Consider the following 15,354-nt stretch of genomic DNA (forward strand, 5'->3'; position numbering starts at 1 on the left):
GCGATAGGGAAAGAAAACAACTGAATTGACAAGGAGCCTTACATGTTACATCTATTGATACGGACTTATGACAAACTCTTTGGTGTTGACGCCGTCTCAGCTCACTGCGATATCCCCTGCAAAATCTATGACCCCATCGCGGCACAATTAGCGGCGTTGAGCGTCATTCGTTTTATGGACCTCATCAACGAACTGGGTGAAAAAGATGCCTTAACCTTGTCAGACCAAGCCCAGCTCATGCGACTGGTGCAAGAGAAAGAAGTCCATGCGGAAAAAGCCAAACATGAAATCCGCATCATCTGGGGCGATTACTTCAAGCAACCTCAATTGGAGCAACACCCTGAGGCCAGTCAGTTAGTCCATGAGATCATGCTGACAGGTTCAGCCTGCAAGCAAGGCATTGAGCGTGACAAAGGGCTTAAACTCTTATCATTGATCAATGATTTTGCCGAGGCGTTCTGGGCGACCAAAGGTACCGGTACCTTTAAAGCTCCCTGCCCTTACCCTCCAGAGCAAACCGTTGTCTACCCCAAGCTGGATTAACCGCCATTCGCCTTGACCAACGTAGATTCACTATGCCCTTCTCATTCGGGTTATTTAAAGTCACCGGCGAGAGCATGCGCCCACACTTCTATGCTGGTGACTATATCGTGACTTTTCGGCGCCGACGCAGTCGCTTTAAGGTGGGTCAGGTCGTCGTCGTTGATCACCCGAGTCTCGGCCCCATTGTCAAACGCCTCATAGCACTTGACCAATACGGCCAAGTGTTACTCGCGGGCGATAACTCAGCACAAAGCACATCCACCGAAGAGATGGGGCCTGCCGCCATCACACAAATCAAGGGACGAGTCATCGCGCATATAAGACGCCCCGGAATGCGACCAGAATAACGCCTAGACCGCTCGGTCGATCGATTGAGAAGCAGGACTCTCATTTGTAACGCCCATGTATGACGTTCACAGCCCAGAAGATAATCGCGATAAAAGTGGTTTAGATGTTTTAGTTACGTGATGAGCTTTGCTATACTGATGCCCCGTCTAAAGTGGTACTCGTGCAGCAGCTTTGCATGCGGTGCCTTATGCATAAGTGCTTTAACTTTAATTAACTTTAAAAGAAGTACTTTAAAAATAGCTGTACCTCCCGAATATCATAATCAGGGCTGACCAAGCTCTGATTAGAGCTATTTGTTATCAATCCACATATGCCGGATGGTTTCTTCATGACGCGTTACATCTTCGTGACTGGTGGTGTTGTTTCTTCCTTGGGTAAAGGCATCGCCTCCGCTTCACTGGCGGCAATTCTGGAAGCGCGGGGACTCAAGGTCACCATTTTGAAGCTGGATCCCTACATTAACGTTGATCCAGGCACCATGAGTCCTTTCCAACATGGTGAGGTTTTTGTCACCGAAGATGGCGCCGAGACTGACCTCGACCTAGGCCATTACGAGCGCTTCATTCGTACTCGTATGACTCAACGTAACAACTTCACGACAGGTCGGGTTTATGAGCATGTATTGCGCAAAGAGCGTCGTGGCGACTATCTAGGCGGCACGGTTCAGGTCATCCCCCATATCACAGATGAAATCAAACGCCGCGTTATCGCTGGCGGTGAAGGTTATGATGTGGCCCTGGTCGAAATCGGTGGTACTGTCGGCGATATTGAATCACTGCCGTTCCTAGAAGCGATTCGCCAGTTACGTGTTGAAGTCGGTGCCGATCATGCCCTCTTCATGCACTTAACGCTGGTGCCTTACATCAAAACAGCGGGCGAAACCAAGACCAAACCGACCCAGCACAGCGTTAAAGAATTACGCTCCATTGGGATCCAGCCCGATATTCTGATCTGCCGTTCAGAAGTGAATATTGAAGCCGGCGAACGCCGTAAAATTGCGCTGTTTACCAATGTCGATGAAAAAGCAGTCATCTCACTGCCGGATGCCGATACCATTTATCGCATTCCCAGCATGCTTCACGAGCAGGGCCTGGATACCATCGTCGCGCGTAAGCTTAACCTCCAGTGTGGGGAAGCGGATCTATCCGAGTGGGTCAGCGTTGTCGATGCCAAACTCAATCCATTGAAAACCGTACGCATTGCCATGGTCGGTAAGTACATGGAGTTATTGGATGCCTACAAGTCGCTGATTGAAGCCATGGGCCATGCGGGAATCAAAACCCGGACCAAAGTTGAAATCGAATATATTGATTCTGAAGATATTGAGCGTCATGGCACTGATCGATTGGCAGAGAAAGATGCCATTCTGGTGCCTGGCGGCTTTGGTGAACGCGGCGTCGAAGGTAAAATTCTAGCCGCCCAATATGCCCGCGAAAACAAGATCCCTTACCTGGGAATCTGTTTGGGTATGCAGGTGGCCGTCATTGAATTCGCTCGTCACGTTGCTCAGTGGACTGATGCTCACTCGACAGAGTTCACAATGGACACTCAACATCCGGTTGTCGGCCTGATCACTGAATGGCTCAACCCTGAAGGCCGCATCGAAACACGCGACGAGAACTCAGATCTCGGCGGTACGATGCGTCTAGGTGGGCAAGAGTGCCACTTAAAAGCCGGCACGCATGCACGTGAAGCTTATGGCGAAGCTGTCATTCTGGAACGCCATCGCCACCGCTATGAAGTCAACAATCAGTTTGTTGAGGCGCTGGAAAAAGCAGGCTTGGTGATCTCCGGTAAAAGTGCGGATGATAGCTTAGTCGAAATGGTCGAGCTGCCTGATCATCCCTGGTATGTGGCTTGCCAGTTCCACCCGGAATTCACATCAACACCGCGTGATGGACATCCGCTATTCACCGGCTTTGTGAATGCCGCACTGGCCCACCGAGCTGCCCGCTGATCCGCTCACGATATCAGCCCAGAGCCACGTAAGGAGAGAGCATGAGCTTGCCCATGTTACAAGTTGGTGATCTGCAACTCGCCAATGACCGCCCTTTTGTCTTATTAGGGGGGTTAAATGTGCTGGAATCACGAGACTTGGCTTTTAAAACCGCCGAGCATTTCGTCGAAGTCACGCAGCGACTGGGCATTCCCTATGTCTTCAAGGCCAGCTTTGATAAGGCCAATCGCTCCAGCATTCATTCTTATCGTGGCCCGGGGCTTGATGAGGGACTCAAACTGCTATCCGAAATTCGAGATAACTTTGATGTCCCCATCATCAGTGATATCCATGAACCTCATCAGGCTGAAATCGCTGCTGAGGTGCTCGATATTTTGCAGTTGCCTGCATTCCTGGCCCGCCAGACCGACTTGGTCAAAGCCATGGCAGCAACAGGAAAGCCCATCAACATCAAAAAGCCTCAATTCATGTCGCCGTCACAGACCACACACCTGGCTGAAAAATTCGCCGAATGTGGGAATGACCAGATCATGCTATGTGAGCGCGGCAGCTGCTTCGGCTATGACAACCTAGTGGTCGATATGCTAGGTTTCGGTGTCATGAAACAAGCCTCCGGCCAGCGCCCATTAATCTTCGACGTCACTCATGCGTTGCAAACCCGCGACCCCAGCGGAGCCGCTTCGGGGGGGCGCCGTCAACAAGTGGCTGAATTGGGTCGTGCGGGGATGAGCTTGGGGCTCGCCGGCCTCTTCCTGGAAGCTCATCCAACCCCTGACCAAGCCCGCTGTGACGGTCCTTCAGCCCTCCCCTTATCCCAATTAGAGCCATTCCTACGCCAGATGAAGGCCATTGATGATTTGGTTAAATCGATGCCTGACTTGATCATTGAATGACTTAATCATTGACTCAATACCTATCACTGACCGGGCCAGTCATCGGGATTCCCGAGACAGGCCCGACTCGCCAGCTTTCGCCTAGCAGTGTAAACTTCACCTCGCCTTTTACTTGCCATGAAACTGTCTTGCCATTAAGACTGTCAAGCAGTCTCATGGTGTAACGATCAATGCTTCATGTCTAATCGCTGTGCGTCATCATCATGCCGGTGATGATTATAGCCACTGATGCCACAGTAGCCGACGCCACAGTCACTGATTCCACAGGAGACGCACCCCAATGGCTAATATTACCCACATCACGGGCCTTGAAGTTCTAGACTCTCGGGGTAACCCGACCGTTATGGTCGAGGTCACACTGGAAGGCGGTTTTAAAGGCACTGCTTGTGCACCATCCGGCGCATCAACGGGCTCACGTGAAGCCCTTGAGCTGCGGGATGGGGATCAAAGCCGCTACTTGGGTAAAGGGGTGCTCAACGCCGTTGCGAATGTCAATGGCCCCATTCGCGAAGCCTTGACCGGTATGAATGCTCTGGATCAGCAAGCGCTAGATCAACGCATGCTGGCGCTTGACGGAACAGAAAACAAAGCCAATCTGGGTGCCAATGCCATTTTGGCAGTATCTCTGGCTGCCGCCAAAGCGGCTGCAGCAGCAAAAGGCGTTGAGCTCTATGCCCATATTGCGGACATCAATGGCACCGCAGGCCAGTACAGCATGCCAGTCCCGATGATGAATATCCTCAACGGCGGCGAGCATGCTGATAACAATGTGGATATTCAAGAATTCATGGTCCAGCCGGTGGCTGCGCCTAATTTTGCTGAAGCCCTGCGCACAGGTGCAGAAATTTTCCATGCGTTGAAAAAAGTGCTCAAAAGCAAAGGCTTGAATACTGCGGTAGGTGATGAGGGCGGCTTTGCACCGAACCTAACCTCTAACGCCGATGCCTTAGCCGTGATCAAACAAGCCGTTGCCGATGCCGGTTATAAACTCGGTGAAGACGTTACCCTGGCACTGGACTGCGCCTCGTCAGAGTTTTATCGCGATGGCCAGTATCATTTATCAGGCGAAGGCAAAAGCTTCGATGCTCATGGCTTCAGTGATTACTTAGCCAAACTATGCGACCAATACCCCATTGTATCAATTGAAGATGGTCAGGATGAATCCGATTGGGCGGGCTGGCAGTATCAAACTGAAAAGCTAGGCCAGCGCATCCAGTTAGTCGGCGATGACCTCTTTGTGACCAATACTCAGATTCTCAAAGAAGGCATCGAGAAAGGCATCGGCAACTCCATTTTGATCAAATTCAATCAAATTGGCTCCCTGACCGAAACCCTCGAAGCGATCCGCATGGCAAAAGCAGCCGGTTATACGGCGGTCATCTCCCATCGCTCAGGAGAAACCGAGGATGCGACCATCGCTGACTTGGCAGTAGGGACGGCTGCAGGCCAGATTAAAACAGGATCACTTTGCCGCTCTGACCGCGTCGCTAAATATAATCGCCTCCTGGTGATTGAAGCGCAGCTGGGAACACAAGCCCCTTATCCGGGCCGCAAAGCCATCAAAGGCCAATAATTCCCCATCCACCCTTTGTTGAAGCATTGGGTCGATCACAGCAATAGATGCCATAAATTGAAAAGGGCTGCCTCGGCAGCCCTTTTACATGCCAGATTAAACCTCTACGACGTAGATTAGGCATGGCATAATAAAGAGCTGTACCGGGGCCATATCTATTAAGGCTCCAATTTCAATTAACCCCCTATGGGAGTGGGCATGTCACGTTTGCTCTGGACTGTCGGTATTCTGTTGCTGATATTACTGCAGTATCGCCTTTGGTGGGGCGAAAATGGTTTGCTCGAGCAAGCAGAGGTTAATCAGCAAATTGCCCAACTGGAATCCAAAAATGCGAAGCTCCAGAGCCGCAATCAACGACTTCAAGCAGAAGTCAGAGATCTTCGGCAAGGCCTGGGCGAAATAGAAGAACGTGCCAGGGAAGAACTGGGGATGATTGGTCGCGATGAAACCTTTTTTTGGCTAGTCCCTAAATCATCGATTGAGCAAGCGAGACCTCAAGATGACAGCTGATGGCCAGTTGCATACCCAAAAGCCGAATCACCGGCTGTGGGTGATTGTCCCGGCCGCCGGTATTGGCAGTCGCATGCAAGCAGACCGGCCCAAACAATATTTACCACTGGGCCAAGGCTATGTTGCGGATTATACACTGAGCCTTCTGCACCAAGCCTTGCCCGATAGCCAAATACTGGTTCCACTGCATCACCAAGACCAATGGTGGCCAACCTTAGATTGTGCCACTGCTCACTGGCTGGAAACCTTGCCTGGCGGACAAGAAAGAGCCCATTCAGTCCGCAACGCGTTGGAGACTCTCACAGGCCGCGCTCAGGATAACGACTGGGTACTCGTCCACGATATTGCTCGCCCCTGCGTCAGTGTTGGTGATATTCACCATTTGATTGCCACGCTTGCGCAGCATCCAGTCGGTGGGCTACTGGCTGCACCGGTTGCCGATACCATGAAGCGGGCTCAAGGAGACCAACAGGTCACTGAAACAGTCTCCCGCGATGGGCTATGGCATGCACTGACCCCGCAAATGTTTCGCTATGGGCTATTAAAGCAGGCTCTAAATCAAGCCGAGGCATCGCATCAAACCATTACCGATGAAGCTTCGGCGATTGAAGCCCTCGGATTAACCCCCCGCTTAGTGACGGGGTCTCGGTTCAATCTGAAGATTACTCATCCAGAAGACCTGACACTGGCCGAATACATACTGGCCGCCAGATCACAGCAAGCGCTGAAAGCGCAGCAAGCATCAGCGCCAAGCCCCATAGACTCATGATGTTAAGGAACCCATGATGCGGATAGGCCATGGTTTTGATGTACACAAATTTGGTCCAGGTGACCACGTCATGATAGGTGGTGTCGCCATTCCGTACTGTTACGGCCTTGAAGCCCATTCTGATGGTGATGTCTTATTACATGCACTCTGTGATGCTTTATTAGGTGCTGCGGGGCTAGGCGATATTGGCCGTCATTTCCCTGATACCGACCCTGCTTTTTCCGGTGCGGATAGCCGCGATCTGTTAAGACGCGTCGTACAACAACTGGCCGAACGACAATGGCAAGTGGCGAATGTCGATATGACGATCGTGGCACAAGCCCCCAAAATGGCGCCCTATATTGACCAGATGGTGGGGTATATCAGTCAGGATTTAGCTATTGCCCCATCACAGATCAACATTAAAGCCACGACAACCGAACAACTCGGATTCACCGGTCGAAAGGAAGGCATTGCGGCACATGCCGTTGCACTTCTAGAAGCGAGTCATTCGGTGCCAATGCCTCAAGAGTCCAAAAAGTGATGTCACTTCCTTTACCCGACAATTTGACTACTGCCGAGCAACCTTACGCTTGGGGTAAACCACTGTGTGATGCCCTCATTCGCCAGGCTCCTGAAGACTTCGAAGTTGAAGAGGTACTGGGGTTCGAGCCTGAAGGCAGTGGAGAACACTTGTTCGTTTGGGTCGAAAAAGAAGGTCAGAATACGGATTACGTGGCTCGACAATTGGCATTAGCGGCGGGGATAGCTCCCAAGCATGTAGCTTACAGCGGCCTGAAGGATCGTCATGCAATCACTCGCCAGTGGTTCTCACTCCATCTCCCAGGCCAATGCTGGTCAGCCGTGGAAGAGAGTAATCAGGCGTTTAAGGGCGATGGATTTCAAGTGCTTCGATGCCAACGCCACAGTAAAAAATTGAAGCGAGGCGTACACCGAGCGAATAAGTTTCGACTGCGTTTACAACTCACATCCCCCTTAAATGATACGCTGGGCCAACAATTGACCCAACGCTGGCATCAACTATGTCAGCAAGGCGCCCCCAATTATTTCGGCCCACAGCGCTTTGGTCAACAAGGTCGCAATCTGGTATTAGCCGCTCGTTGGCTGGCTCAAGGCGCACCAATGAATAAAAAACAACGCCACCAACAAGGGCTATGGTTATCGGCAGCACGGAGTTGGCTATTCAACGAAGTGTTGGCCGAACGCGTGAAGCAAAACAACTGGAATCAACTGTTAGTTGGCGACAATCTCCAGCTGGCAGGAACGCGTAGCCGTTTCCCGACCTCTAGCGCACTATCATCGACAGAGCTCGAAGCGTTAGAGGAACGTATTAACCGACTTGACCTTCACCCAACAGGGCCATTACCCGGCAAAGGTCGAAGCGAAGTCAGTGATCAGGCCGAGGGGCTGGAAACCGCCTGTCTACTGCCCTGGCAGGCCTGGGTCGAAGCTCTCGCAAAAGCGGGCGCTCAGCACGAGCGCAGGGCCTTGCGCTTGTGCCCAGAAGCAGGCAGTTTGACGCTTGATCAACAAGAAGTGAACTTAACCTTTACATTACCCACGGGCGCTTTTGCGACCACGCTGATTCGAGAGTTAGTCAACTCCATTGAATCACGCCCAATAGAATAAAACCGCTATTAAAATAGCAGGAGATAACAGCATGAAGCTTTTGCTCTCCAACGATGATGGTGTGAATGCGCCGGGATTAGCCGCATTGGCGAGCAGCCTCCAGTCGCTCGGAGAGTGCTGTGTTGTCGCCCCTGATCGTAATCGCAGTGGCGCGAGTAACTCACTCTCTTTGGAACGCCCTTTAAAACCTCAGCAAACCCACCATGGCTTTTGGTCAATTGATGGGACGCCAACAGACTGTGTCCACTTGGCCCTTGGCGGCTTGTTTAATTTCGAGCCTGACATGGTGGTCTCCGGTATCAATGCCGGGGCTAACTTGGGCGACGATGTACTTTACTCAGGCACTGTCGCCGCAGCCATGGAAGGACGGTTTCTCGGTAAGCCCGCTTTAGCGATCTCTCTGGCAGGTCACGAACATTATGAGACCGCAGCTCAAGTCGCCTATCGGCTGGTTAGCCAATATGATCGTCTTTCGGGAGAGCTGGCACTGCCCCCACGTACATTATTAAATGTGAACGTCCCCAATCGACCCTATGCCCAAATTCAAGGGTTTAAGGTCACGCGTTTGGGCCATAGAGGACAGGCATCAGCCCCGGTAACCGTCAAGGATCCTCGTGGCCAGACGAGATACTGGATTGCAGGTGTTGGCAAAATAGCAGAAGCGGGCCCAGGCACAGACTTTGATGCCATCGCCCAGGGCTTTGTTTCAATCACGCCTTTACACATTGATATGACGCGACATGACAGTCTGGAGCAAGTGAGTGCATGGCTGGACCTGTTGAATTAACCCCAGAACTACTGGGTATTGGCTTTACCTCACAAAGAACTCGCAATCGCATGGTCGACCGCCTGGAGAAATCCGGTGTTCGGCATCCTCAGGTGCTAGAAGTCATGCGTACTTTACCGAGACACTTGTTCGTTGATGAGGCTCTGGCGCATCGTGCCTATGAAGATACGGCGCTCCCAATTGGGCTTGGACAGACACTTTCACATCCGCTGACGGTGGCGCGTATGAGTGAACGACTCATGAGCAATACACCTCAGCGAGTACTGGAAATAGGCACAGGCTCGGGGTTTCAATGTGCAGTATTGGCTTGCTTGGTTCCACAAGTGTGGAGTATTGAGCGCCTGGCTCAGTTACAAAAGCGAGCACGTGAACGCTTACGTCGTTTAGGCCTACACAATGTTCATTTGCGCCATACCGATGGCCAGTGGGGCTGGCCCGACAAAGCCCCCTTCGATGCCATTCTTGTGACCGCCGCCGCTCCCCGCATTCCTCAGGCCCTGTTGGAACAATTGGCCATTGGCGGCCAGCTTCTTATTCCTGTGGGAGATGACCAAAAGCAAAGTCTCTGGCAAGTGTCTCGGCTTGAGCAAGGGTTTGAGCATCAAGAGCTCGATCCAGTCCATTTTGTACCCTTAAAGCCGGGACAATCGAACTAACATGATCTGACTTGCTGCACCCGAAAGCTTGAAGCCTTGACGCTTTGGCGTAACCCCTAATACGACCTGAAGACCCCTAGAGCCTGCACTCAGGTCACGTCACCCTCTCAACAGGAGCCTATAGTGAAACTCTGGTCCATTTATGTACGCGGAATCTTGATGGGAGCGGCCGATACTGTTCCAGGTATTTCTGGCGGAACTATCGCCTTCATCACAGGTGTTTATGAGCGGCTCATTTATAGCTTGCATCAACTCGGCTGGCCAGCACTGAAGCATTGGCGTCAACAGGGGATAAAATCAGCCTGGCGCTATATTGATGGTAGTTTCCTGGCCACCTTGCTTGCAGGAGTGATCACCAGCGTTATCACTTTAGCTCACCTTGTGAGCTGGTTATTGGAAGCCTACCCTCTGCAACTTAATGGCTTCTTCTTTGGACTCGTCGCCAGCTCTGCATTATTGCTAGGTCGGCAGGTTGATCATTGGGGGGGTAACCGGCTGATCGCCATTCTAATCGGGGCATTGATCGCACGCAGCTTACCCGAGCTGCTGCCACAACTTGGAAGCTCTTCCGACAGCCTCTTTTTAGTCGCGGGTACTATCGCGATTTGCGCCATGATTCTCCCCGGTATCTCTGGCAGCTTTTTATTACTGACGATGGGGCTATATGGTCCTGTATTAAATGCAGTTAAGTCGTTTGACCTTCCTCCTATTCTCTTTTTTGCAATAGGCTGTGGACTCGGGCTCCTCGCTTTCTCCCGTTTACTCAATTGGCTTTTCACTCACTATCATGGTGCAACCTTTGCAACTTTATTGGGCTTTGTCATTGGTGCACTCCCTCAAGTCTGGCCATGGCAATGGGTTGAACGTTATCGAATTAATATCTCCGACCAATGGACAATACTCGACCAGACCCCCATTTTACCCTGGCAATTTAACGATATAAGTGGTCAATCACCCGCTTACTTCTCTGTCATCTTATTGATGACTCTAGGCTTTATATTGGTCTATATCACCATAAGAAAAGATTAAATAAGCGTGATTGCATAGCCAACTATATTCAATCTTTTTCGACACATATTTACCTTTTGGCCACACCATGTTACTAAGTATTTATGAGGCTCTATTGTGAGAACTGAAGTGAAACATTCGCATTCACAATAAGACTCAACACTATACTGGCAAGTTTTTTGCAGACGTTAGTACGAACGGCGACCAGTGGTTTATTAAATAATGAGCCTTGCCCTGGCCGCTTATCATGTCGAAATAATAATAAAAACACTGACTTTTTAACGGTAATTTTCTACCGTGGCCCGACAGGGAGCACCGCCATGACTGTATTGGAAAGAAACCTCGACGATGACATCACCGCACGAAATGCAGAACTGGAACATATCAACGATGATGCAGCTCACGACGATGGCTTGAACGATGACAGCCCAGACGATGCTTTTGAGCAAGCCTTAGAAAAAGAAGGCATGACGAATCATCGCAGTCTAGATGCCACTCAGATCTATTTAAATGAGATCGGCTTTTCACCGCTGCTGACGCCCGAAGAGGAAGTGCACTATGGACGTCTGGCCCGGAAAGGCGACCCGTTAGGGCAGCGACGGATGATTGAGAGCAACCTAAGGCTTGTGGTTAAAATTTCCCGGCGCTATGTCAATAGAGGCCTCACGCTGCTGGACCTGATTGAAGAAGGCAACCTGGGACTGATCAGAGCCGTCGAGAAATTCGATCCTGAACGAGGCTTTCGCTTTTCAACGTATGCCACTTGGTGGATCAGACAGACCATCGAGCGAGCATTAATGAATCAAACGCGTACTGTTCGATTACCCATTCACGTCGTCAAAGAGCTTAATACCTGCTTACGTGCAGCGCGGACACTTTCCCAGCAGCTGGATCACGAGCCAACACCTGAAGATATCGCACGACATTTAGACAAGCCTGTCGATACCGTCAAAAAATTGCTCGGTTTGAACGAAAGAGCAAGCTCTGTCGACCATCCTGCCGGGATCGGTAGTGATAAACCGTTGCTTGAAACCTTGGCCGATGAAAATAGCCTAGACCCGTTATCACACCTTCAAGAAACCGATATTTGTCAGAATATCGATGGTTGGCTCAATATTCTGACCGAGAAGCAGTGTGAAGTCGTCATTCGCCGTTTTGGCTTACGTGGCCACGAGCCTGCGACACTGGAGCAAGTGGGAGAAGAGATAGGTTTAACCCGAGAGCGTGTCCGTCAAATCCAAATGGAAGCATTGCGACGTTTACGCAAGCTACTTGAGCGCGAGGGTTTATCAATAGATTTCATTTTTAATCCCTAAACACCGACAGATCGTCATAGAGCCCCGTTAGGTCAGCCTACGGGGCTTTTTTTATAGCGTACGGATAGGGATCAATACTGAATCTGATTGAAAGGCCATGGTGTACGACCCCAGCATCATACCAATCTCTTCATATTCACCAACAGTCTTGTACGCATATGCGCACAAGTTCTGTATCCGGATTGTGCCAAAGCGGTGCATTTCACCATGATCCAAATCAATTAAAATTCATAAGACACTGATTTTAAATGATTTAATAAAAGTCCGCCCTAGTTATCATGATCTTAGGGGGCTGGCATGATTCATAGGATCCACCTACTATTAAGTTGTGTTCAGGAGAACATGCCAGTCACAGGATCGACGGCTTAGCAGGATGCTCTGGGGATGCGGATTCAGACTAACAGGATGTTAGTAAGGGACACTGAATCTAATAGGATAGGTCGAGGGAGCGATCCAGGTGCTGGAATACCATTTAGGGATGAGGGGCGGCTATGCCGCCCATTTTTTTATCTCAATTTTTCAATGTTGATTTTAACCTTCCGACCTAATATCTCCAATACAAAGCTCACGCTCACAAAGCAGCCGCTTACCTCGAGTTTATGTTCATTTCATACTAGAGCATATGAGCTATCATCAATTAGGCAATCTCTCACAGTACAATAAACTCAAACGACAAATGACATGTAAGTCAAAGCCGAATAAATAGCCCGCATAAAACAATCAGAGCTGTTTGTTTTATGCGGGCGACTTCATGAAAAAAACGTTTCACAAACCATCAAGAACAGGCCATATAAAAAACAAACCAGATTGTTTTATTAGCACCACTTCATGAAACAAATATTTCAAAAGCAATCAAAAATAGGATATTCACACAATCCAAAAAATCACAATAAGCCTCAATCATTTTCCCCCAGATTCAGACAAATCGATAATGAGTAGAAGAACGACCTTATCCCTATTCACCATGTAGGAAAAATATTACAACGCTTGTCTCCATTCTTCTTAATTCAACGCCATTGATCGCCTCAAATAAATCATCACACAACCATAACTCATTGTTTTACTAAACAATGCGGAATCAATCAGAATACACCACAAGTGTTTACTCAACTTTGTGTCGTCTCCCCCTTGTAGCCAACCAATCTATTTAGGCTTAATCTTGTACTCGTGGTTAAGGAGAAAACCACCGGCGATAAAGGATGACGCCGAACTCGCAGGATGCGAAAACAGGCCCATAGCCAAGGATACAGGATGTATATCGGCTTGCAGGATGCAGGGTCTTGATCAAGGAGGAATCAAGGGATTGGTTCAGGTGTAAGGATACCCCAAGGGACTGAAGGGCGGCTTAGGCCGCCCATCTTTTTTTATATTGATGTCGTTTATAGACGACTGATACCAGTAGCGCCTATGGGCTCTGGGGTGAGGTTGGCTCAGCCACCCACTCAGCAGAAGTTAACAACTGCTGTAAACCACGCTTAGAATTCCGGTCGCTATCTTGATGATACGTCATTGTCACCAGCAAGCTTGTCTCCTCATCACGCTGAGCCATCACTTGAATCACCTGGGTGCGCTTAGCGCCACCGATATAAGCCAATTGCAGCCCCGCATGTCCTGCAACATCAATCGATCGACATTGATTCAGCTGAATGTTTCGTTTCATCTGTTGGGAGAGCAACTCAGGTAATTGTCGGCACACCCGTCTAATCGCGTCACGCGTTTCTGGTACTGCATCTGATGTTGGATAAATGGCAATGTTATCGGCAAACCCAGTGCCATTGGTAGGCGTATTAAAATAGACGGCCATCTGCCCTGAATTAACAGCCTCCATCAGCCGGCTTAGCAAAGCGTCCGGAATGGCCAAAGGGGTATCCGCCGATGTCGACTCGCGTAATGAGTTTAATTGTGTAGACGTCAACGCCATCCACCCCTCGGGTAAAGAAAAACGTAATCCGAAAGCACTTTGCTGTTGATCATCTTGCTCAGTCGCCCACACACCAGTGGTGACGACACACATTCCAATAACCGCCAACCTTAGGCAATGCATCCACGTTTTCATAAGATCCTCTCTATACACTCAATCGCAATCCAAAGATCGGGGTATACCGCTTATTTTTCTTGATGCACATCACAGTGAATATCCGATCCGTTACAATAGAGCTCCAATCAGTGCATCACGCACCCCTCGGCCCTTTTGTAATGCGAATCAGGACACTATGACATTTCACCAAAATCTTTCGCCCACACTGGCCTTGGCCTTTGACCTCATCAGCCGCCCATCAGTCACTCCGGAAGATGCTGGCTGCCTAACACTCATCAGTCAACGATTGGCTCAGCTGGGTTTTACTTTAGAGCCGCTGCGTATTGGTGAAGTCGATAATCTCTGGGCTCGGCGAGGGCAACAGGGTCCCTTATTCTGTTTTGCAGGTCATACAGATGTTGTACCTACAGGGCCTGAAGATCATTGGTCTTACCCGCCATTTGAGCCACTCATTGATTCAGAAGGCATGTTGTGCGGACGCGGCGCTGCCGATATGAAAGGCAGCCTTGCCGCAATGGTCGTCGCCATTGAACGATTTGTCACAGCACACCCTGACCACCCAGGCAGCTTGGCCTTTTTGCTCACCAGCGATGAAGAAGGTCCCGCCGTCAACGGCACTAAGGCCGTGATTCAACATTTACAGGAACGCCAAGAGTCAATCGATTGGTGCCTGGTGGGAGAACCATCGAGCACTGCACAAGTCGGTGATGTCATCAAAAATGGCCGCCGCGGTTCATTAGGCGCCACACTCACGGTGAAAGGGATCCAAGGGCATGTTGCCTATCCCCACTTGGCACGTAACCCCATCCATCAGGCTGCTGCCGCCTTGGATGAGCTTGCCCATACCGAGTGGGATCAAGGAAACGACTATTTTCCGCCCACAAGCTTCCAAATTTCGAATATCAGTGGCGGAACAGGGGCCACCAATGTGATCCCTGGGCACTTAACCGTTGTATTTAACTTCCGATTTTCCACTGAAGTCACCGCAGAAATCCTCAAAGCACGGGTTGAAGACATGTTGCAGCGCCATCAGCTCGACTATGAGCTGGACTGGACGTTGTTTGGCGAGCCTTTTCTCACAGAGGCAGGCCCTTTAGTCGATGCCGCAATTCACGCGATTGAGCATGTCACAGGCATCGACACAGTGTTATCAACCGCAGGTGGCACGTCAGATGGTCGATTTATTGCACCAACAGGCGCTCAAGTCATTGAACTGGGGCCGGTCAATGCCACCATCCATAAAGTCGATGAAAGAATCGCCGCGGCTGACCTCGACACCTTGACTGATATTTACCAGCAATTGCTTGAACAACTGCTCGCATCATGA

Annotated in this window: 15 protein-coding genes; 14 read left to right on the forward strand and 1 reads right to left on the reverse strand. The window is 50.2% G+C overall.

The genetic code is table 11. The annotated features are described in order from the left end of the window. Nucleotides 1-42 precede the first annotated feature (42 nt). From sodN to rpoS, 13 genes are all read left to right on the forward strand, one after another. Nucleotides 43-543 carry a superoxide dismutase, Ni gene (sodN, locus tag BFW38_RS12645; RefSeq protein WP_068999227.1) on the forward strand — a complete coding sequence of 167 codons (501 nt, stop codon included), beginning with the start codon at nt 43-45 and terminating at the stop codon, nt 541-543. A 32-nt stretch (nt 544-575) separates the two neighbouring features. Beyond that, entirely contained in the window at nt 576-890 is a 315-nt protein-coding gene (locus BFW38_RS12650) for a S24/S26 family peptidase (protein ID WP_068999228.1), read from the forward strand. Nucleotides 891-1,219: 329 nt separating this feature from the next. Further along, complete coding sequence (locus BFW38_RS12655) at nt 1,220-2,848, forward strand: CTP synthase (RefSeq protein WP_068999230.1); 1,629 nt, start codon at nt 1,220-1,222, stop codon at nt 2,846-2,848. A 41-nt stretch (nt 2,849-2,889) separates the two neighbouring features. Next, nucleotides 2,890-3,741 carry a 3-deoxy-8-phosphooctulonate synthase gene (gene kdsA / locus BFW38_RS12660; RefSeq protein ID WP_068999232.1) on the forward strand — a complete coding sequence of 284 codons (852 nt, stop codon included), beginning with the start codon at nt 2,890-2,892 and terminating at the stop codon, nt 3,739-3,741. A gap of 280 nt (nt 3,742-4,021) precedes the next feature. After that, nucleotides 4,022-5,314 (forward strand): phosphopyruvate hydratase, encoded by a 1,293-nt coding sequence (eno, locus tag BFW38_RS12665; protein WP_068999234.1) that lies wholly within the window; start codon nt 4,022-4,024, stop codon nt 5,312-5,314. Between the two features lie 198 nt (nt 5,315-5,512). Then, the gene (gene ftsB / locus BFW38_RS12670; RefSeq protein ID WP_068999237.1) at nt 5,513-5,824 is read left to right on the forward strand and encodes a cell division protein FtsB; all 312 of its coding nucleotides are present in this window, start codon (nt 5,513-5,515) and stop codon (nt 5,822-5,824) included. Then, nucleotides 5,814-6,593 (forward strand): 2-C-methyl-D-erythritol 4-phosphate cytidylyltransferase, encoded by a 780-nt coding sequence (gene ispD / locus BFW38_RS12675; RefSeq protein WP_068999239.1) that lies wholly within the window; start codon nt 5,814-5,816, stop codon nt 6,591-6,593. Before ftsB ends, ispD begins: the two co-directional genes overlap by 11 nt. A gap of 16 nt (nt 6,594-6,609) precedes the next feature. Beyond that, on the forward strand, nt 6,610-7,116 hold the full coding sequence (gene ispF / locus BFW38_RS12680) for a 2-C-methyl-D-erythritol 2,4-cyclodiphosphate synthase (protein WP_068999241.1): 507 nt from the start codon (nt 6,610-6,612) through the stop codon (nt 7,114-7,116). Continuing rightward, a complete protein-coding gene (gene truD / locus BFW38_RS12685; protein ID WP_084004635.1) occupies nt 7,116-8,222 on the forward strand; it encodes a tRNA pseudouridine(13) synthase TruD in 1,107 nt (368 codons plus the stop codon). Before ispF ends, truD begins: the two co-directional genes overlap by 1 nt. 31 nt (nt 8,223-8,253) lie before the next feature. Next, on the forward strand, nt 8,254-9,009 hold the full coding sequence (gene surE, locus BFW38_RS12690; protein WP_068999242.1) for a 5'/3'-nucleotidase SurE: 756 nt from the start codon (nt 8,254-8,256) through the stop codon (nt 9,007-9,009). After that, nucleotides 8,988-9,665 (forward strand): protein-L-isoaspartate(D-aspartate) O-methyltransferase, encoded by a 678-nt coding sequence (locus BFW38_RS12695; protein ID WP_068999243.1) that lies wholly within the window; start codon nt 8,988-8,990, stop codon nt 9,663-9,665. Before surE ends, BFW38_RS12695 begins: the two co-directional genes overlap by 22 nt. Before the next feature lie 123 nt (nt 9,666-9,788). Further along, a complete protein-coding gene (locus BFW38_RS12700) occupies nt 9,789-10,694 on the forward strand; it encodes a DUF368 domain-containing protein (protein ID WP_084004636.1) in 906 nt (301 codons plus the stop codon). 299 nt (nt 10,695-10,993) lie between these two features. Continuing rightward, nucleotides 10,994-11,989, forward strand: coding sequence for an RNA polymerase sigma factor RpoS (gene rpoS / locus BFW38_RS12705; protein ID WP_068999244.1), 996 nt, complete (start codon nt 10,994-10,996; stop codon nt 11,987-11,989). Between the two features lie 1,405 nt (nt 11,990-13,394). Here rpoS and BFW38_RS12710 read toward each other — a convergent pair. After that, on the reverse strand, nt 13,395-14,045 hold the full coding sequence (locus tag BFW38_RS12710; protein ID WP_139116623.1) for a hypothetical protein: 651 nt from the start codon (nt 14,043-14,045) through the stop codon (nt 13,395-13,397). 157 nt (nt 14,046-14,202) lie between these two features. On the opposite strand from BFW38_RS12710, the gene dapE reads away from it, so the two are divergent. Further along, nucleotides 14,203-15,354, forward strand: coding sequence for a succinyl-diaminopimelate desuccinylase (dapE, locus tag BFW38_RS12715; RefSeq protein ID WP_068999246.1), 1,152 nt, complete (start codon nt 14,203-14,205; stop codon nt 15,352-15,354).

It is taken from the genome of Terasakiispira papahanaumokuakeensis (genome assembly GCF_001709345.1).
GTDB lineage: Bacteria > Pseudomonadota > Gammaproteobacteria > Pseudomonadales > Halomonadaceae > Terasakiispira > Terasakiispira papahanaumokuakeensis.